Raw genomic sequence first — 17,638 nt, forward strand, 5'->3', positions numbered from 1 at the left:
CGCCATGCTGAGCATAACGAACCTGTATGCCGATTACGGCGGCAAACCCGCGCTGGAGGAGATCAACCTGACGCTGGCCAGCGGTGAACTGCTGGTGGTGCTGGGCCCCTCCGGGTGTGGGAAAACCACGCTACTGAATCTGATTGCCGGTTTTGTCCCTTATCAGCGTGGCACCATCCAACTGGAAGGCAAAAAGGTGGAAGGCCCCGGCGCCGAGCGCGGCGTGGTTTTCCAGAATGAAGGTTTGCTCCCCTGGCGCAACGTGCAGGAAAACGTGGCGTTTGGGCTACAGCTTGCGGGGGTGAACCGCGAACAGCGGCTGGAAACGGCACGGCAGATGCTGAAAAAAGTGGGTCTCGAAGGGGCGGAAAAACGCTTTATCTGGCAGCTTTCCGGCGGTCAGCGCCAGCGTGTCGGCATTGCCCGTGCGCTGGCGGCAAACCCGCAGCTGTTGCTGCTGGACGAGCCGTTCGGCGCGCTGGACGCTTTTACCCGCGAGCAGATGCAAACCCTGCTGTTGCGTCTCTGGCATGAGACGGGCAAGCAGGTCCTGTTGATCACCCACGACATCGAAGAAGCGGTGTTTATGGCGACCGAGCTGGTGCTGTTATCGCCGGGGCCGGGGCGCGTGGTGGAACGCTTGCCGCTCGAGTTCGCGCGCCGTTATGTCGCCGGAGAACCCGTGCGCAGCATCAAATCCGATCCGCAGTTTATCGACCAGCGTGAGTACATCCTAAGCCGCGTGTTTGACCAACGGGAGGCTTTCTCATGAGCATCGTCTTCAGTGAAAAAACGCGCCGCACGCGTCAGGCGCTGCGCTGGCCGTTCTCCCGCCAGCTCACGTTGAGCGTCGGGACGCTGCTGGTGTTACTGGCGGTGTGGTGGCTGGTGGCGGCACTGCAGTGGATCAGCCCGCTGTTTCTGCCGCCGCCGGGACAGGTGCTGGCCAAACTTATTGCCATCGCCGGGCCGCAGGGGTTTATGGATGCCACGCTCTGGCAGCATCTGGGCGCAAGCCTGACGCGCATTCTGGTGGCGCTGCTGGCTGCGGTGATGATCGGCATTCCGGTTGGCATCGCGATGGGCTTAAGCCCGACGGTGCGCGGCATCCTCGATCCGCTGATTGAGCTTTACCGCCCGGTGCCGCCGCTGGCCTATCTGCCGCTGATGGTAATTTGGTTTGGCATCGGTGAAACGTCAAAAATCCTGCTGATCTATCTGGCGATTTTCGCCCCGGTTGCGATGTCGGCGCTGGCGGGCGTCAAAAGTGCCCAGCAGGTGCGGATCCGCGCGGCGCAGTCGCTGGGCGCCAGCCGGACACAGGTGCTGCTGTTCGTGATTTTACCGGGCGCGCTGCCGGAGATCTTAACCGGGCTGCGCATCGGCCTCGGCGTGGGGTGGTCCACGCTGGTGGCGGCAGAGCTGATCGCCGCCACGCGAGGATTAGGGTTTATGGTGCAGTCGGCGGGCGAGTTCCTGGCGACTGACGTGGTGCTGGCAGGGATCGCGGTCATTGCCGCGATCGCCTTCGGATTAGAGCTGGGGCTGCGCGTTCTACAGCGTCGTCTGACGCCCTGGCATGGAGAAATACAATGAGTGAACGTCTGACCATTACCCCGCTGGGGCCGTATATTGGCGCGCAGGTGTCGGGCCTGGATGTAACCCGTCCGCTGAGCGATAACCAGTTCGAGCAGCTGTATCACGCGGTGCTGCGCCATCAGGTGGTGTTCCTGCGCGAGCAGGCGATCACCCCGCAGCAGCAGCGCGCGCTGGCGCTACGCTTTGGCGATCTGCATATCCATCCGGTCTATCCGCATGCGGAAGGGGTGGAGGAGATTATCGTCCTGGATACCCATAACGATAATCCGCCGGATAATGACAACTGGCACACCGATGTGACCTTTATCGAGACGCCGCCCGCAGGGGCGATCCTCGCGGCAAAATTGCTGCCGGAGACCGGAGGCGATACGCTGTGGGCGAGCGGCATTGCGGCTTTCGAGGCGCTGTCCGCACCGTTCCGGACGCTGCTGAGTGGTCTGCGGGCGGAGCACGATTTCAAAAAATCGTTCCAGGAATACAAGTACCGTAAAAGCGAAGAGGAGCATCAGCGCTGGCTGGATGCGGTTGCAAAACATCCTCCGCTGCTGCACCCGGTGGTGCGTACCCATCCGGTCACGGGCAAGCAGGCGTTATTCGTGAACGAAGGGTTTACCACGCGCATTGTGGACGTGACGGAAAAAGAGAGCGAGGCGCTGCTACGCTTCCTGTTTGCGCATATCACCAAACCGGAGTTTCAGGTGCGCTGGCGCTGGCAGGAGAACGATCTGGCGATCTGGGATAACCGCGTGACGCAGCACTATGCCAATGCGGATTATCTGCCGCAGCGTCGGATTATGCAGCGGGCGACGATTTTGGGGGATAAGCCGTTTTACCGCGCTTGATCCTGTAGTACCTGTAGGTCGGGTAAGGCGTAGCCGCCACCCGGCAATTGTGCACCGTTTTTGCCGGGTGGCGCTGCGCTTACCCGGCCTACAAAGAGTGTACCCCTATATACCGCTGATAGCGGTTCGTCTTCAGGTAGCACAAATCCACCAGCACTAGCCCGTCTACACAGTTGTTGAACGCCGGGTCGCTGCCAAAATCAATAAACTGCACGCCGCCCGGTTCGCACAGCTCGGAATACTGCTTGTAGAGTGGCGGAATGCCGCAGCCCAGATTGCCGAGCAGGGATTTCAGCTTCGTCAGATCGTCCACGTAATCCACGCCGCCAAACTGTGCCAGCACGTCCGGTAACGATGCAGGATAAGGCTGGCGCGACGCGGCCAGCGGATGGCTTGCCGGGAACCACAGACGGTAAAATGCCACCAGCAGATCCCGCGCCGCAGGCGGTAAGCCTCCGGAAATCGAGACCGGGCCAAACAGATAACGGTAGTGCGGATAACGTGCCAGATAAGCCCCAATCCCGGACCAGAGATAATCCAGGCCGCGGCGTCCCCAGTAGCGCGGCTGAATAAAGCTGCGACCCAGTTCAATGCCGTGCTCCAGCACGTCCTGCATTTTATCGTCGTAGTGGAACAGGCTGTAGCTGTACAACCCTTCCGGACCCCGATGCGCAACCTGCTTTGCGGTGGGCATAAAGCGATACGCCCCCACGATCTCCAGATCCTCATCATCCCACAGGATCAGGTGCAGATAATCGTCATCGTAACGGTCGGTGTCCCGGCGCTTGCCGCTCCCTTCCTCCACCGCACGAAACGCAATTTCGCGCAGGCGGCCCAGCTCGCGCAGCAGCGGAGCCTCTTCCTGGCCGTTGCGCTGCCACAGATAGATGAGCTTACCGTCGCCGGTTTTGCCCAGACACTCGGCCTGCGCCAGCGCGCGTTTCAGAGTCGCCCGGTCCTCTGGACGAGCAATGGCGCACTGGGTTTTAAAGACGCCAGGCATTCCCTTGCCAAGACGCATCACGTGCTGACGGCACTGCTCGGCCATCTCACGCGACGAAAGGGTGGCGCTGTGCCAGTGATGCCAGGCGATCTGCTGGCCGATTTTAATCGGCAGCTGGCTATGGCGGCGGCGGAACATCTGCTGCATTAACAGCAGCATCGACAATGTCGGCGACACCAGCGTGCTGGCATAAAAGAGGAGACTATTGTGCGCCTGAATATGCACCGGCAGCAGCGGCGCGCGCAGCTTGCTGGCGAGCTTGATAAAGCCCGGGTGCCATTTTTTATCGTGAATGCCTTTGCGCGTCGGACGTGAAACTTCTCCCGCCGGGAAGAAGATCAGTACGCCCGCATTTTGCAGATGTTGTTCCATCTGCACCAGGGAGGATTTCGCCGTCCTGCCCCCCATATTGTCCACCGGGATAAAGAGTGAACTGAGAGGCTCAAGGTGGGTCAGCATCCGGTTGGTCACGACTTTGACGTCACGGCGTACGCGGGAGACGGCGTACAACAGCGCCAGCCCGTCCAGCGTGCCTGTCGGGTGGTTGGCAATAATGACCAGCGGGCCATGTTCGGGGATTTGTTCGAGATCGCGGGCGGAAACGGTGCAGAGAATATCAAGGTGCTCCAGAACTTGCTCCACCATGTCCAGTCCTTTGAGGTGGCGGTGCGCGGCGGCAAACTGCTGGAATTCATCTTCGTAAAACAGTCTTTTTAACAGACTTTTTTGCCAGGGTGCAGGCCTCGCCTGAGGCCAAAGATCGTCGAGAACGCTATCGAGGCTAAACATGGTTACTCCTCCTGCCGTCTTGCGAAGACAGTAGAAGGAGCAGATGTCGGTTGTATTGCAGTTTGGTGAAGATTAGCGGAGGATTTTTTTCTCAGCCAGATCCAGCGCGAAGTAGCTGAAGATCAGGTCCGCGCCCGCACGTTTGATCGCACCCAGGCTTTCGAGGATCACTTTCTCTTCGTCAATCGCTCCCGCCTGCGCGGCGAATTTGATCATCGCGTACTCGCCGCTCACCTGGTAAGCGCCCAGCGGCAGTTCAGTGCGTTCGCGGATGTCGCGCAGAATATCAAGATACGCGCCAGCCGGTTTGACCATCAGGCAGTCTGCGCCCTGAGCTTCATCCAGCAGGGATTCGCGAATCGCTTCCCGGCGGTTCAGCGGGTTCATCTGATAGGTTTTACGGTCGCCCTTCAGCGCCGTGCCAGCCGCTTCACGGAACGGGCCGTAGAAGGAGGAGGCAAATTTGGTGGAGTAGGACATGATGGCGGTGTCGGTGAAGCCTGCCGCATCCAGCGCCTGACGAATCGCCTGAACCTGTCCATCCATCGCGGCAGAGGGGGCGATGAAATCTGCACCCGCAGCGGCCGCGACCACGGCCTGCTTGCCGAGATTCAGCAGGGTGGCATCGTTATCCACGCCATGATCGCACAGCACGCCGCAGTGGCCGTGAGAGGTGTATTCGCAGAAGCAGGTGTCTGACATGACGACCATTTCCGGCACGGTCTCTTTGCAGATGCGGGACATACGGGCGACAAGGCCATCTTCTTTCCACGCATCGCTGCCGGTGGCGTCGGTATGATGGGAGATGCCAAAGGTCATCACCGAGCGGATCCCCGCGTTGGCGATGCGCTCGATCTCGCGCGCCAGATATTTTTCCGGAATGCGCATCACGCCCGGCATGGCTTCGATGGCTTTGTAGTCATCGATCTCTTCTTCAACAAAAATCGGCAACACCAGATCGTTTAAGGTCAGGGTTGTCTCTTCAAACATAGCGCGCAGTGCAGGTGACTTGCGCAGACGGCGGGGACGTGCAATTAAATCGGTCATGGGATGCCTGATGTTTGTGGAACAAAGAGGCCTAGTGTACCTCAAAGTGAAGGCCGTTGTTTTACGAAAGTAGGCTTTTTTCTTTTCTCAAATTGACGGCTGAAGAACCTTTTTTCACTCTACACTCGCGCGGTCTGTTTTTTCAGGAAAAGGGGAATGATTAGTATGATTTCTATATCAGATGGAATATATAAAAAATAATGATCTATTTATTTTAATAATATTAATGTGAGTTATGAAATTAATTTTCAACTTTCTGTTTTTATAATGTTTATAATGATTGCCTGCTGTGTGGTTGACCTTTTTTCTGTTTTTTTGTCTGTATGCGGACTTAATGGAATCATTCATTGAACCTTTTCTAAATGCAACTGCATAATTCTCTCCGCAATTGAATATTGCACAATGATTTGACGGACAAACTTGCTTACGTCCCTGAGGAGGGATGACCCAATGCAAACATGGAAAAAGAAACTGGTTGTATCTCAACTTGCATTAGCCTGTACCCTGGCTATCGCTTCTCAGGCCAATGCGAAAGATATTTCCGGTACGACGTATAATACATTTGGATATGATAACGCCGCCTCAACCCCGTGGTATTATGGTTATGCTGACTGGGATTACACTGATGCCAGCCATGACGGTGATATTTATCCGGTGATCAATAAATCAACGGTGAATGGCGTTATTTCGACGTATTATCTGGATGACGGCATCAATGGTCATTCTAATGCGCTCAGCATTTCTAACAGCACCATCAACGGTATGATTACCTCTGAGTGTATGACCGCAAACTGTGCCGACGGCGTAGACGCCGACGGTACCGCGCATACTCAGTTCGATCGTTTTAGCCTGACCGTCGACAACAGCACGATCAACGACGCTTACGAGCATTATGCTTATGACGTCGTGAAGGGCGAAACATCGGAAACCCATTACCTGGATACCTACGCTCTCGGTAACGCGATTACGCTGGACGTGGAGTCTGATATTGTTATCCAGAATAATTCCCACGTTGCGGGCATTACGCTAACGCAGGGATATCAGGAGCTCGATAATACTCCGTATGACGGCGTTGAAGGCGTGGCGAACAGCGCAAACGTGTTCACCGATACGCTGGTGGTTAAAGACTCCGTGCTGACGTCAGGTGCCTACAGCGATCTGGGTACCAGCGGATTCTACGGTCAAACGGCTAAGCCGAGCGACTACGGTGAAACCCACGCCACGGGTGCGGATGACGCGGCGCTGATCGTTGCGGCCAGCGCATCTGACAACGCCATGCAGACCACCGCCACGTTCGACCATTCTACCGTCACCGGCGACATCCTGTTCGCCAGCACCTTCGATAACAACTTCTACGAAAATGGCGATCCGGCAACCGATACCACCGATGATGGCGTCTATAACCCAACCACTAATGGCTGGGATGGCACCGACAGGCTGGACGTGACGCTGACCAACGGCAGCAAGTGGGTCGGTGCGGCGCAGTCCAGCGTTGAAGCCATTGGCACTTCGCAGATGTATGGCCAGGGTTACAGCAACGTTGACTGGCATGCGCTGGCGCCTAACAGCATCTGGCCTGACTCCACCTTTGACAGCAACGGCCACGTAGCGGGCGAAGCGGTCTACCAGAGCGGCCTGTTCAACGTAACGCTGGACAACGGTTCCGAGTGGGATACCCGTAAGATCTCTAACATCGACGCGCTGGCGGTGAATAACCGCTCTCAGGTCAACGTTGAAAACGCTGGCCTGCTGGCGGACTCCATTACCCTAACCAATGCTTCATCGCTGAATATTGGCGACAGCGGCGGCGTAGCGACCGACAGCCTCTATCTGGACAGCGATAGCCGTGCAGCTCTGACCGAAGAGACGGCCGCGCTGTATGCGAATACGATCACCGTCGATAACGGTGCCGAGCTGGCGCTGGGTCTGGGTCAGGTCGACACGCACAATATGGTGCTGACCGACGGTGGCGTACTGAACGTAGCCAGCCGTGATTATGTGCTGAACAGCGATCTGAATAACGCGCGTTATATCACTAACGATCGTTACAGCGCGGACTACGACTATGGTGTCGTCGCACTGAACTCAGACGGCCATCTGGCGGTGAACGGTGACGTTGCCGGTAACTATAAAGTGCGCATTGATGATGCGACCGGCGCAGGCTCCGTCGCTGATTACAAAAACAAAGAGATCGTCCGTGTTTATGATAACAATCCGGATACCGCAGCCCACTTTACTGCCGCAAACAAAGCGGATTTAGGGGCTTACACCTATCAGGCACAGCAGCAGGGTGATACCGTTGTCCTTGAGCAGAAAGCGCTGAGCGACTACGCCAACATGGCGCTGAGCATTCCTTCTGCCAATACCAATATCTGGAATCTGCAGCAGGATACCGTCGGTTCGCGTCTGACCAACAGCCGTCATGGCCTGGCGGACAATGGCGGAGCCTGGGTGAGCTACTTCGGTGGCAACTACGACGGTGACAATGGCGTTATCAGCTACGATCAGGACGTGAGCGGCATTATGGTCGGTCTGGACACCCAGATTGACGGTAACAATGCGAAGTGGATCGTCGGCGGTGCAGCAGGCTTCGCGAAGGGGGATATCAGCGATCGTACCGGTCAGGTCGATCAGGACAGCCAGACGGCAATGATCTATGCCTCTGCGAAGTTTGCGAACGATATGTTCCTCGACAGCTCCCTGAGCTACACCCGCTTTAACAACGACCTTTCAGCTACCATGAGCAACGGTCAATACGTTGACGGTGACACGACCACCGATGCGGTTGGCTTTGGCATGAAGCTGGGCTATGACTGGAAACCAAACCTGTCTGGCTACGTAACCCCTTACGCGGCGGTATCCGGTCTGTTCCAGTCCGGGGATGATTATCGCCTGAGTAATGACATGCGCGTTGATGGGCAATCTTACGATAGCCTGCGCTATGAACTCGGCCTGGATGCGGGTTATACCTTCAACTACGGTGGCGAGCAGGCGCTGACGCCTTACTTCAAGCTGGCCTATGTCTATGATGATGCTGATAACACTGCGGATATCAACGACGACAGCATCGACAACGGCGTTAAAGGCTCTGCGGTGCGTGTAGGGCTGGGTACGCAGTTCAGCTTCACGAAGAACTTCAGCGCGTACACGGATGCCACGTATCTTGGCGGCGGTGACGTTGACCAGAACTGGGGCGCCAATTTGGGTGTGAAATATACCTGGTAATACCTGAAAGCGGGGGAGAATATCCCCCGCTTTTTTACGATAAAAACAAAAAACAATATTGAACCGACCAATACGGATGTCTTGAGGTCTGCATGAACGTTAATGCGAAACCGCTTTCTGAATTAAGCCGGCTCGAACAGTGTCTGATAGCAGCCAGTAGTACGTTTCAATGTGCTCCACAACAAATCATTACTTCTCACGAGTGCAATGAGTCACGCACGGTCGTATTACAGACCGGTATAATCGAAATCTATCGTTATCCAGATGAATTGCTGTTGGGGATTGCGAAAGCGCCATTTATTTTTGGGCTATCCACCGTGATGATTAAACACTGTCACGAATACAAAGTTATCGCCAAAACACCCTGTACGGGTTTTTATTTATCCACGGAAACCACCCGTCAGCTCATACAACAGAATGCGCTCTGGAAAGAGGCCTTCACCTGGTTATCATGGATAAATTACATTCTTGCGAAACGCGACATGCAGCTGGTGGGAAATAATTCTTATCACCAGATCCGTGCCATGTTGCTGAATATGGCGGAGTGGGATGAAACGTTGCGCTCGAAAATTGGTGTGATGAATCATATTCAACAAAGCACCCGTATTTCGCGCTCGGTTGTTGCTGAGGTTCTCGCTGCGCTGCGGCAGGGAAACTACATTAATATGAGCCGGGGCAAGCTGGTCAGTATCAACCGCTTGCCCACGGAATATTAAGATCAGTTAGACGCGGTCAGCACCTGGGCTTTATTGGCGCTCAGTTCAGCCACCAGGTTATTAATGCCATCACTCATATTAACGAAACGCGTATGCGGGGAGCGGGTGACCACCACAAATGCGCCCACGTTGGACTGCGGGATCATCGCCATATAGGTAATGAACCCGCCACCGCCGCCGGTTTTCTGAATAATACCCGGACGGCCATTTTTGGGTGCCATATAGACCCAGCCCAGGCCGAGCGCATCGGCTTTACCCGGTACGTCCATTCCGACCACACGGTGCAGCTGAGTTCGCTGATAAATCAGGGTCTGCATACGGTCGGCCTGGCTGCTGCGCGAGTAGAAATCCGATGAGAGGAACTGCTGCATCCAGCGCATCATGTCGCCTGGGGTGGAATAGACCCCGCCGCTCCCCACTGCCGCCAGCGTGTTGTTACACGGGCTTGCACCTTTCTCCGCCACCATCAGGCGACGGCACTGGTCCGGAGAAGGGGTAAAGGTGGTGTCTTTCATCCCCAGCGGACGGGTTATCTGCTCTTCAAACAGCTGCGTGTAGGGTTTGCCCGCAGCCGCTGAGAGGGCATCCGCCAGCAGGTCGAACGCCAGATTGGAGTAAGAGGCCTGCGAACCCGGGGCCGCCTTCAGCGTGGCGGTGCTCAGGTAGTTCCAGCGCTGCTCGCGGGTGGGCCAGACAAACACGTCGCGGTGCGCCGCTCCGCCAGGCTGCTCACGCGGTAGCGCGCTGGTGTGCGTCGCGAGGTTCACAAGGCGAATGGGCGTTCCCTGATACGTTGGCACACGTGCTCCCGGTGGGGCGTATTTGCTGAGCGGATCGTCGAGCTTCACCACGCCCTGGTCGAGCAGTTTCACCAGCATTTCGCTGGTCATTAGCTTGGTTAAGGACGCGATGCGAACGACGGAATCCAGCTGCGGGTGAATGTTATTGCCTGGGCGCGTTTCACCGAAGCTGCGGAATACGCGCTGGTTGCCATCAATAACCACCATTGCCATCCCGGTTGCGCCGCTGCCGTAATAGATCAGGTTCGCGTAGCGATCGGCAATGTCTGAAGCCAAAACGGGAGCCGTCAGCGGTTGGGCCGCCTGGGCGGTGGAGAAGCTCACCGCACACAGCGCGGCAAAAGAGAGCAGACAACGTTTCAACGAAAAGCATCCATGAAGTGAATGAAGAAAGTAATGGGTATTTATACTACTAATCTCTACCGTGCAATGCCCGGAATAGCATAACGATAGCCAGAAAAACGTAACCATGGGTAAATATGAATAATTTACTTGCGAGCGCTCTCCCATTTTCTGGCATCGGGCTTATGATAGGCACCAGTATTACTCAATCTTACGGAGAACGGTATGTCTGAAAAGCGTGTGGTCATGGTGGTTGATATGCAAAACGGGGTATTTGAAACCCCTCGTCATCAGCGCGAAAAGTGTGTCTCTCTGATCAACCAGCTTACGCAGGCGGCCGACACCGTCATTTTTATTCAGCATACCGAGGCCGGGGGGCTGGAAGAAGGAAGTGAAGGGTTTGCGCTGCTGCCTGAACTCCATCAACCGGCTGATGCGCTTTACGTTACCAAGACCGCCTGTGATTCTTTTTACAACACATCGCTTGAAGCGCTGTTACGTGAACACGGAATTCGTGAGTTTGTCATCTGCGGCTGCGCCACGGATTACTGCGTGGACGCGACAATTAAAAACGGCGTCAGTCGGGGCTACCACATTACCGTGGCTGAGGATGCCCATACCACCGCGAATCGCCCGGCGGCTGAAGCACAGATTCTGATTAACCACCATAATGACGTCTGGCGTAACTTCATTGCACCGATGAACCCTCCCGCGGTGAAACGCACCGAAACAATTCTCGAAAACTGGAAAGCGAACTAATAATCAACCCTCGGGTCTGACCTTTTTGCCCGAGCCGGTCTTCCGGCCCGGGCAGGGTATTCGTTTGGTCATGTGTTGAGCACAGCAACAACCATAACAACAAGAAGGAAGCATCATGTTTAAGTCTTTTTTCCCAAAGCCGGGGCCATTTTTCCTGTCGGCATTTATTTGGGCACTGATCGCGGTCGTTTTCTGGCAGGCGGGCGGCGGTGCATGGCTGGCACGCATAGTTGGGGCGACAGGCGACGTGCCGATTAGCGCAGCGCGTTTTTGGTCACTTAGCTATCTGCTGTTTTACGCCTACTACATGCTGTGCGTAGGGCTGTTTGCGCTGTTCTGGTTTGTCTATTCTCCGCACCGCTGGCAGTACTGGTCGATTCTCGGTACCTCGCTGATCATCTTTGTGACGTGGTTCCTGGTGGAAGTGGGGGTGGCGGTAAACGCCTGGTATGCACCGTTCTACGATCTTATTCAGACCGCGCTGAGTTCGCCGCACAAGGTCACCATTAACCAGTTCTACCATGAAGTCGGCGTCTTCCTCGGTATCGCGCTTATTGCGGTGATCATTGGTGTTATGAACAATTTCTTCGTCAGCCACTATGTTTTCCGCTGGCGTACCGCGATGAACGAACATTACATGGCGCACTGGCAGCATCTGCGTCATATCGAAGGTGCCGCGCAGCGTGTGCAGGAAGACACCATGCGTTTTGCCTCCACCCTTGAAGATATGGGCGTCAGTTTCATCAACGCCATCATGACGCTGATTGCTTTCCTGCCGGTACTGGTGACGCTCTCTGCGCATGTGCCGGATCTGCCGATTGTCGGCCATCTGCCGTATGGTCTGGTGATTGCTGCGATTGTCTGGTCGCTGATGGGCACGGGCCTGCTGGCGGTGGTGGGGATCAAGCTGCCGGGTCTGGAGTTTAAAAATCAGCGCGTCGAAGCGGCGTATCGTAAAGAGCTGGTTTACGGGGAAGATGATGCCAGCCGCGCGTCGCCACCGACCGTCCGTGAGCTGTTTGGTGCCGTGCGTCGCAACTACTTCCGCCTTTACTTCCACTATATGTATTTCAACATTGCGCGCATTTTGTATCTGCAGGTGGATAACGTTTTCGGCTTGTTCCTGCTGTTTCCGTCGATCGTTGCGGGTACGATTACGCTCGGTCTGATGACGCAGATCACCAATGTTTTCGGTCAGGTGCGCGGGTCGTTCCAGTATCTGATCAGCTCCTGGACCACGCTGGTGGAGTTGATGTCCATCTACAAACGTCTGCGCAGCTTTGAGCGTGAGCTGGACGATCGTGACCTGCAGGAAGTGACCAATACCTTTAGCTAATACAGGGAGTTGCTATGTCTTTTGCCGTACCGCGCGCGTTATCGCTGTCCTTACTGGCCGCTCTGGTGCTGGCGGGCTGTGCCGAAAAAGGGGCAGCCCCGCTCAAAAAGGGTGAAAAGCCCGTGGATGTGGCAAGCGTTGTGCGGCAAAAAATGCCCGCCAGCGTGAAGGATCGCAATGCGTGGGCAGATGCGCTGGCTAAAACCTTTGAAAGCCAGAAGATTGCCCCGACCGAGGAAAATATCTGCTCGGTGCTGGCGGTGGCGCAGCAGGAGTCCATGTACCAGTCAGACCCGGTGGTGCCGGGTCTGAATAAAATTGCCTGGAAAGAGATCGACCGCCGCGCGGAATCGATGCATATCCCGGTGTTCCTCGTGCATACCGCACTGAAAATCACCTCGCCGAACGGTAAAAGCTACAGCGACCGGCTGGACACGGTGAAAACCGAAAAACAGCTCAGCGCCATTTTTGATGATTTCATCAACATGGTGCCAATGGGGCAGAAACTGTTTGGCTCGCTCAACCCGGTTCACACCGGCGGACCAATGCAGGTGAGCATCGCGTTTGCCGAGAAGCATACTGACGGCTATCCATGGAAAATTGACGGTACGGTGCGCCAGGAGGTCTTCTCACTGCGCGGCGGACTGTGGTTCGGTACTTATCATCTGCTGAACTATCCGGCGAATTACAACGCGCCGCTGTACCGCTTCGCAGACTTTAACGCGGGCTGGTATGCCAGCCGTAACGCTGCGTTTCAAAGTGCGCTTAGCCGCGCAAGCGGCGTCAAGCTGGCGCTGGACGGCGATCTCATCGCCTACGGCAGCAGCGAGGCGGGAGGCACCGAGCGCGCGGTACGGACATTATCGACAGCGCTTGATATGAGCAACAGCGATATCCGCCGTCAGCTTGAAAAAGGCGATAGCCTGGCATTCGAGAAAACGGATCTCTACAAGAAGGTGTTTGCCCTTGCGGAGCAGAAGAGTGGGAAAACGTTACCGAGGGCTATCCTGCCGGGTATTCAGCTGGAAAGCCCGAAGATCACACGTAACCTGACCACCGCCTGGTTTGCGAAGCGCGTGGACGATCGCCGGGCTCGCTGTATGGGGCTTTAATGGCGACGACGAAAGCGCAGGACTAACGCGACTACGCCTAAAATCATACACCCCGCGAGGAAAGGAACGAGACCGAACAGCGTGCTCACGCCAAATCCAATCTCCACTCGCGGACGCCCGTTATCCTGCACCTGCATCAGGTGTTCATAAACACCTGGCGCATGGACCAGCATATTAAGCAGCTGGGAGCCCGCCCAGAAACAGAAAAGGACAAACAAGGCATACGCGATATTACCCGCCGTAGAGGTTTTTGGTTTGCCGCCAAAAATCGGTTTCGACAATGTAAAGTCAGCCATGTTGACCTCCCGAGGTATAACTCTGTTTTAATTCGCGTCTTACGGGGTGAGTTTGACAGGTGATTGCATTTGTCAATATCAGAATCGTGGTAATTTACGCTCAGGATTTCTCCTGGATTATTGATTTCTGCAGCGCGTCACAATTTTTAAACTTAAGTGAAATTGCGTCGCGTTTCAGAATTTCCGCATCTGCCACAGACCTCGTGCTTAAACTGTGAGAGGATGTCTTTTTTTCCTGCCGGAGTTGTTATGAAGCTCACGTCCAAACTTCGCCGTGACTGGCACTACTATGCCTTTGCTATTGGGCTGATTTTTATTCTTAACGGCGTCGTGGGGCTGTTAGGATTTGAAGCAAAAGGGTGGCAAACCTATGCCGTCGGGCTGGTGACCTGGGTGATCAGTTTCTGGCTGGCGGGGTTGATTATCCGCCGTCGCCCGGAAGAGACGACGACGGAAGAGACGGCGAAGGGTGCCGATTAACCGTTAACGGAACTTTTCAGCGCGCTGTCGGCGGCGTGACGCTCCAGCGCCAGTTCGATCAGGCGGGTGATCAGCTCAGAGTAGCCAAGCCCGCTGGCCTGCCACAGTTTTGGATACATGCTGATGTTGGTGAAACCCGGCAGCGTGTTGATCTCATTGATTACCACGTCGTTCTCCGGCGTCAGGAAGACATCCACGCGCGCCATGCCGCTGCAGCCGAGAGTCTGGTAGGCGCTGATGGCGATCGCCCGGATCTTGTCGTTGATCGCCGGATCGATATCCGCAGGTACAACGACCTGTGCGCCTTTATCATCAATGTATTTGGTGTCGTAGGAGTAGAAGTCGCTGTTTAAGACCACTTCACCGCAGGTGCTCGCCTGTGGAAAATCGTTGCCCAGCACGGCGCACTCAATTTCGCGACCTTTGATCCCTTGCTCAATAACCACTTTATGGTCAAATTCAAACGCCAGACGGACGGCTTGCGTGAACTCTGCTTCGCTTGCGACTTTGCTAACGCCCACGGATGACCCCTGGTTGGCAGGCTTCACAAACAGCGGCAGCCCCAGTTGACCGCTAACCTGCGCGAAGCTGTACTTGTCGCGGTTGGCGCGGGTGAGCGTGACGAATGGCGCGATATTCAGTCCGGCATCGCGCAGCAGGCGTTTGGTGACGTCTTTGTCCATGCACGCGGCGGATCCCAGTACGTCTGATCCAACAAACGGCAGGTTGGCCATGCGCAACATCCCCTGCAGGGAACCATCTTCCCCGAGCGTGCCGTGTACGATAGGGAAGACCACGTCGATCTGAGTGAGAGCCTGCGCATTGCCGGCGTCGATGAGCTGTCCCTTCATGACGCCAGGAACGGTCGCGACGCTGATGTCCGAAGGATTTAGGGCGATGTGCGCCGGATCGTGGGCATTCAGCAAATACTGGCTGGCGTCGTTAACATGCCACTGGCCCTGTTTATCAATGCCCAGCAGGACCACGTCAAAACGGCTTTTATCGATCGCATCAACGATATTTTTGGCCGATTGCAATGACACCTCGTGTTCCGCTGATTTTCCCCCAAAGACAATACCTACGCGCTGCTTTGCCATCTCACTCTCTTCCAGTCTGACGAAAAGCCAATAACATACCACGATGCCCTGCGGGTTTCGCGGCCTTCTGCCATAATGTTTTGGGGAAGAGTGAGGGGGGAACGTGAAAGGAAAAACTCTGCTGACCGTTTTCATCCTGGGGGCAGTTGCAACGGCGGGTTATCGCTGGTTGCCGTCTTACTACAATCCATTTAAACCGCTGGCCCTGGACGATCCCCCTGGCCGTATTACCCAGTATAAACTGCGACGTTTAACCCCCGAAGCCTGCGCGAGCCTGTTAACGCAGGCCAATCAACGAAACCTTATCCGCACCCAACCGGTCGCTGACGGCGGCGGGACATGTCCGCTGCGCAACGTCGTGCGCGTGCGTGACTTCGGCCCGGTGAGTCTGAACGGCAGTTTTCTTGCCAGCTGTCCGCTGGCGCTCAGCTCTGCACTATTTGTCAGCCAGCAGGCCCGGCCATTGACGCAGCGCTTCACGGGACATGAGCTGACGCGCATTGAGCACCTTGGCAGCTTTGCCTGTCGCAATATCTACCACCGGCCCGATGCGCGGCGCAGCGAGCATGCCACCGCAGACGCGCTTGATATCGCCGCTTTTCGGCTGGCGAACGGGGAGCGCGTCACGGTGCTGAACGGCTGGAAATCGGCAAAAACGCAGCCATGGCTGAAGGCCCTGCTGGCGGCCAGCTGCGGCTACTACGGTAACGGTCTGGGGCCGGAGTATAACGCGGCGCATGCCAACCATTTTCATCTGGGGATGCGCGGTTTCGGACTCTGTCGCTGAAGCATAATCTTCCGCCAGAAAGTGGATGATTTGTGACTTATTTCACAAATATGATGACTGGGAAGATAAAACACCAAAGTCAGCAAGGCCGCATCTCTGGTGCGACGCCGGCGTGCGTAACTTGCTAATCTGACGGCGAATTCGCCTAAAAATGAAGACTATTTCTTTATGGAATCCTGGAAAGTTAATCTCATCTCGGTCTGGTTCGGCTGCTTCTTTACCGGGCTGGCCATTAGCCAGATCCTGCCGTTCCTGCCGCTGTACGTGTCGCAGTTGGGGGTTACCTCCCACGAAGCGCTCTCCATGTGGTCCGGTCTGACGTTCAGCGTCACGTTTCTGGTCTCCGCCATTGTGTCTCCGATGTGGGGCAGCCTGGCGGATCGGAAAGGCCGTAAGCTGATGCTGCTGCGCGCCTCGCTCGGGATGGCGATTGCGATTCTGCTCCAGGCCTTCGCCACGAACGTCTGGCAGCTGTTTTTCCTGCGGGCGGTGATGGGGCTGACGTCCGGGTACATTCCGAATGCCATGGCGCTGGTGGCCTCTCAGGTGCCACGCGAACGAAGCGGCTGGGCGCTGAGCACCCTCTCAACGGCGCAGATAAGCGGCGTCATCGGTGGCCCGCTGCTGGGCGGCTTTCTGGCAGACCACGTTGGGCTGCGCGCGGTATTTATCATCACTGCGATCCTGCTGGTGGTTAGCTTTCTGGTCACGCTCTTTCTGATCAAAGAGGGAGGGCGCCCCGTTGTCAGCAAGTCTGAACGCCTGAGCGGTAAGGCCGTCTTCGCCTCGCTGCCTTACCCAGGGCTAATGATCAGCCTGTTTGTCACCACCATGGTGATCCAGCTCTGTAACGGCTCGGTGGGGCCCATTCTGGCGCTGTTTATTAAATCAATGGAGCCAGACAGCAATAATATTGCTTTTCTCAGCGGGATGATTGCCGCCGTGCCGGGCGTTTCCGCGCTGATCTCTGCGCCACGTCTGGGGAAGCTGGGGGACAGGATCGGCACGGCGCGTATCCTGATGGCGACGCTGATTTTTGCGGTGGTGCTCTTTTTCGCGATGTCGTTTGTTACCTCTCCGCTTCAGCTGGGCGTGCTGCGATTTTTACTCGGTTTCGCCGATGGGGCTATGTTGCCTGCCGTACAGACCTTGCTGGTCAAATATTCCAGCGACCAGGTCACCGGACGTATTTTTGGTTATAACCAGTCGTTTATGTATTTAGGCAACGTTGCCGGTCCGCTTATTGGCGCATCCGTTTCTGCGATGGCAGGTTTTCGTTGGGTATTTGCTGCTACGGCAATTGTCGTTTTAATCAATATTATCCAGCTGGCGATTGCCCTGCGCCGTCGAACACGAATGGCGGAAGCGAAATCAGCGAAATAGTCCTTTCGCGGGTGTATTATATATT

The 17,638-nt window shown here is 55.9% G+C and carries 16 protein-coding genes; 11 read left to right on the forward strand and 5 right to left on the reverse strand.

Annotation, left to right across the window (positions count from 1 at the left end; genetic code table 11):
* Positions 1-4 precede the first annotated feature (4 nt).
* From tauB to tauD, 3 genes are read left to right on the forward strand one after another with little or no spacing between them, the layout of a single operon-like run.
* Positions 5-772, forward strand: a complete 768-nt coding sequence (gene tauB, locus A4308_RS08575) for a taurine ABC transporter ATP-binding subunit (protein ID WP_014882717.1) — start codon at positions 5-7, stop codon at positions 770-772.
* The gene (gene tauC / locus A4308_RS08580; protein ID WP_045281701.1) at positions 769-1,596 is read left to right on the forward strand and encodes a taurine ABC transporter permease TauC; all 828 of its coding nucleotides are present in this window, start codon (positions 769-771) and stop codon (positions 1,594-1,596) included. The genes tauB and tauC overlap by 4 nt, the downstream gene beginning before the upstream one ends.
* Positions 1,593-2,441, forward strand: a complete 849-nt coding sequence (gene tauD, locus A4308_RS08585; protein ID WP_045281700.1) for a taurine dioxygenase — start codon at positions 1,593-1,595, stop codon at positions 2,439-2,441. The genes tauC and tauD overlap by 4 nt, the downstream gene beginning before the upstream one ends.
* A gap of 88 nt (positions 2,442-2,529) precedes the next feature.
* Here tauD and A4308_RS08590 read toward each other — a convergent pair whose 3' ends face one another.
* Together A4308_RS08590 and hemB are read right to left on the reverse strand one after the other, a co-directional pair.
* Positions 2,530-4,233 carry a lysophospholipid acyltransferase family protein gene (locus A4308_RS08590; protein ID WP_045281699.1) on the reverse strand — a complete coding sequence of 568 codons (1,704 nt, stop codon included), beginning with the start codon at positions 4,231-4,233 and terminating at the stop codon, positions 2,530-2,532.
* A 72-nt stretch (positions 4,234-4,305) separates the two neighbouring features.
* Positions 4,306-5,280, reverse strand: a complete 975-nt coding sequence (hemB, locus tag A4308_RS08595) for a porphobilinogen synthase (RefSeq protein ID WP_008503294.1) — start codon at positions 5,278-5,280, stop codon at positions 4,306-4,308.
* Between the two features lie 450 nt (positions 5,281-5,730).
* Between hemB and A4308_RS08600 the strand changes: the two genes are divergently transcribed.
* Together A4308_RS08600 and A4308_RS08605 are read left to right on the forward strand one after the other, a co-directional pair.
* Positions 5,731-8,505 (forward strand): autotransporter outer membrane beta-barrel domain-containing protein, encoded by a 2,775-nt coding sequence (locus A4308_RS08600; RefSeq protein ID WP_045281698.1) that lies wholly within the window; start codon positions 5,731-5,733, stop codon positions 8,503-8,505.
* Positions 8,506-8,597: 92 nt separating this feature from the next.
* Positions 8,598-9,221: a helix-turn-helix domain-containing protein gene (locus A4308_RS08605; RefSeq protein ID WP_023332210.1), complete on the forward strand. Its 624-nt coding sequence runs from the start codon at positions 8,598-8,600 to the stop codon at positions 9,219-9,221.
* A gap of 2 nt (positions 9,222-9,223) precedes the next feature.
* Here the strand turns inward: A4308_RS08605 and ampH are convergent, their stop codons facing one another.
* A complete protein-coding gene (ampH, locus tag A4308_RS08610; RefSeq protein ID WP_023332211.1) occupies positions 9,224-10,384 on the reverse strand; it encodes a D-alanyl-D-alanine-carboxypeptidase/endopeptidase AmpH in 1,161 nt (386 codons plus the stop codon).
* Positions 10,385-10,588: 204 nt separating this feature from the next.
* Here ampH and A4308_RS08615 point away from each other — a divergent pair, with 204 nt between their 5' ends.
* The 3 genes from A4308_RS08615 to A4308_RS08625 all read left to right on the forward strand — a co-directional run bounded on the left by A4308_RS08615 (position 10,589) and on the right by A4308_RS08625 (position 13,570).
* Positions 10,589-11,122 carry an isochorismatase family protein gene (locus tag A4308_RS08615; RefSeq protein WP_014882722.1) on the forward strand — a complete coding sequence of 178 codons (534 nt, stop codon included), beginning with the start codon at positions 10,589-10,591 and terminating at the stop codon, positions 11,120-11,122.
* 115 nt (positions 11,123-11,237) lie between these two features.
* Positions 11,238-12,458 (forward strand): peptide antibiotic transporter SbmA, encoded by a 1,221-nt coding sequence (sbmA, locus tag A4308_RS08620; RefSeq protein WP_014882723.1) that lies wholly within the window; start codon positions 11,238-11,240, stop codon positions 12,456-12,458.
* 14 nt (positions 12,459-12,472) lie between these two features.
* Positions 12,473-13,570, forward strand: coding sequence for a DUF1615 domain-containing protein (locus tag A4308_RS08625; RefSeq protein WP_014882724.1), 1,098 nt, complete (start codon positions 12,473-12,475; stop codon positions 13,568-13,570).
* Here A4308_RS08625 and A4308_RS08630 read toward each other — a convergent pair.
* Positions 13,567-13,866 (reverse strand): DUF2755 family protein, encoded by a 300-nt coding sequence (locus A4308_RS08630; RefSeq protein WP_014882725.1) that lies wholly within the window; start codon positions 13,864-13,866, stop codon positions 13,567-13,569. The two genes, A4308_RS08625 and A4308_RS08630, sit on opposite strands and share 4 nt — an antisense overlap.
* Positions 13,867-14,115: 249 nt before the next feature.
* Between A4308_RS08630 and A4308_RS08635 the strand changes: the two genes are divergently transcribed.
* On the forward strand, positions 14,116-14,346 hold the full coding sequence (locus tag A4308_RS08635; RefSeq protein WP_014882726.1) for a DUF2754 family protein: 231 nt from the start codon (positions 14,116-14,118) through the stop codon (positions 14,344-14,346).
* Here the strand turns inward: A4308_RS08635 and ddlA are convergent.
* Complete coding sequence (gene ddlA, locus A4308_RS08640; protein ID WP_014882727.1) at positions 14,343-15,443, reverse strand: D-alanine--D-alanine ligase; 1,101 nt, start codon at positions 15,441-15,443, stop codon at positions 14,343-14,345. The genes A4308_RS08635 and ddlA overlap by 4 nt on opposite strands.
* A gap of 103 nt (positions 15,444-15,546) precedes the next feature.
* Between ddlA and A4308_RS08645 the strand changes: the two genes are divergently transcribed.
* Positions 15,547-16,230 carry an extensin-like domain-containing protein gene (locus tag A4308_RS08645; protein WP_014882728.1) on the forward strand — a complete coding sequence of 228 codons (684 nt, stop codon included), beginning with the start codon at positions 15,547-15,549 and terminating at the stop codon, positions 16,228-16,230.
* Positions 16,231-16,398: 168 nt separating this feature from the next.
* Positions 16,399-17,613 carry a multidrug efflux MFS transporter gene (locus A4308_RS08650; RefSeq protein WP_023332216.1) on the forward strand — a complete coding sequence of 405 codons (1,215 nt, stop codon included), beginning with the start codon at positions 16,399-16,401 and terminating at the stop codon, positions 17,611-17,613.
* Positions 17,614-17,638: the final 25 nt, after the last annotated feature.

Source organism: Enterobacter sp. ODB01 (assembly GCF_001623605.1).
Taxonomy (GTDB): Bacteria; Pseudomonadota; Gammaproteobacteria; order Enterobacterales; family Enterobacteriaceae; genus Enterobacter; species Enterobacter kobei.

Coding starts and splice junctions, on each gene's coding strand:
- tauB (WP_014882717.1), top strand. CDS start 5: ATGCTGAGCATAACGAACCTGTATGCCGATTACGGCGGCAAACCCGCG.
- tauC (WP_045281701.1), top strand. CDS start 769: ATGAGCATCGTCTTCAGTGAAAAAACGCGCCGCACGCGTCAGGCGCTG.
- tauD (WP_045281700.1), top strand. CDS start 1,593: ATGAGTGAACGTCTGACCATTACCCCGCTGGGGCCGTATATTGGCGCG.
- A4308_RS08590 (WP_045281699.1), bottom strand. CDS start 4,233: ATGTTTAGCCTCGATAGCGTTCTCGACGATCTTTGGCCTCAGGCGAGG.
- hemB (WP_008503294.1), bottom strand. CDS start 5,280: ATGACCGATTTAATTGCACGTCCCCGCCGTCTGCGCAAGTCACCTGCA.
- A4308_RS08600 (WP_045281698.1), top strand. CDS start 5,731: ATGCAAACATGGAAAAAGAAACTGGTTGTATCTCAACTTGCATTAGCC.
- A4308_RS08605 (WP_023332210.1), top strand. CDS start 8,598: ATGAACGTTAATGCGAAACCGCTTTCTGAATTAAGCCGGCTCGAACAG.
- A4308_RS08615 (WP_014882722.1), top strand. CDS start 10,589: ATGTCTGAAAAGCGTGTGGTCATGGTGGTTGATATGCAAAACGGGGTA.
- sbmA (WP_014882723.1), top strand. CDS start 11,238: ATGTTTAAGTCTTTTTTCCCAAAGCCGGGGCCATTTTTCCTGTCGGCA.
- A4308_RS08625 (WP_014882724.1), top strand. CDS start 12,473: ATGTCTTTTGCCGTACCGCGCGCGTTATCGCTGTCCTTACTGGCCGCT.
- A4308_RS08630 (WP_014882725.1), bottom strand. CDS start 13,866: ATGGCTGACTTTACATTGTCGAAACCGATTTTTGGCGGCAAACCAAAA.
- A4308_RS08635 (WP_014882726.1), top strand. CDS start 14,116: ATGAAGCTCACGTCCAAACTTCGCCGTGACTGGCACTACTATGCCTTT.
- ddlA (WP_014882727.1), bottom strand. CDS start 15,443: ATGGCAAAGCAGCGCGTAGGTATTGTCTTTGGGGGAAAATCAGCGGAA.
- A4308_RS08650 (WP_023332216.1), top strand. CDS start 16,399: ATGGAATCCTGGAAAGTTAATCTCATCTCGGTCTGGTTCGGCTGCTTC.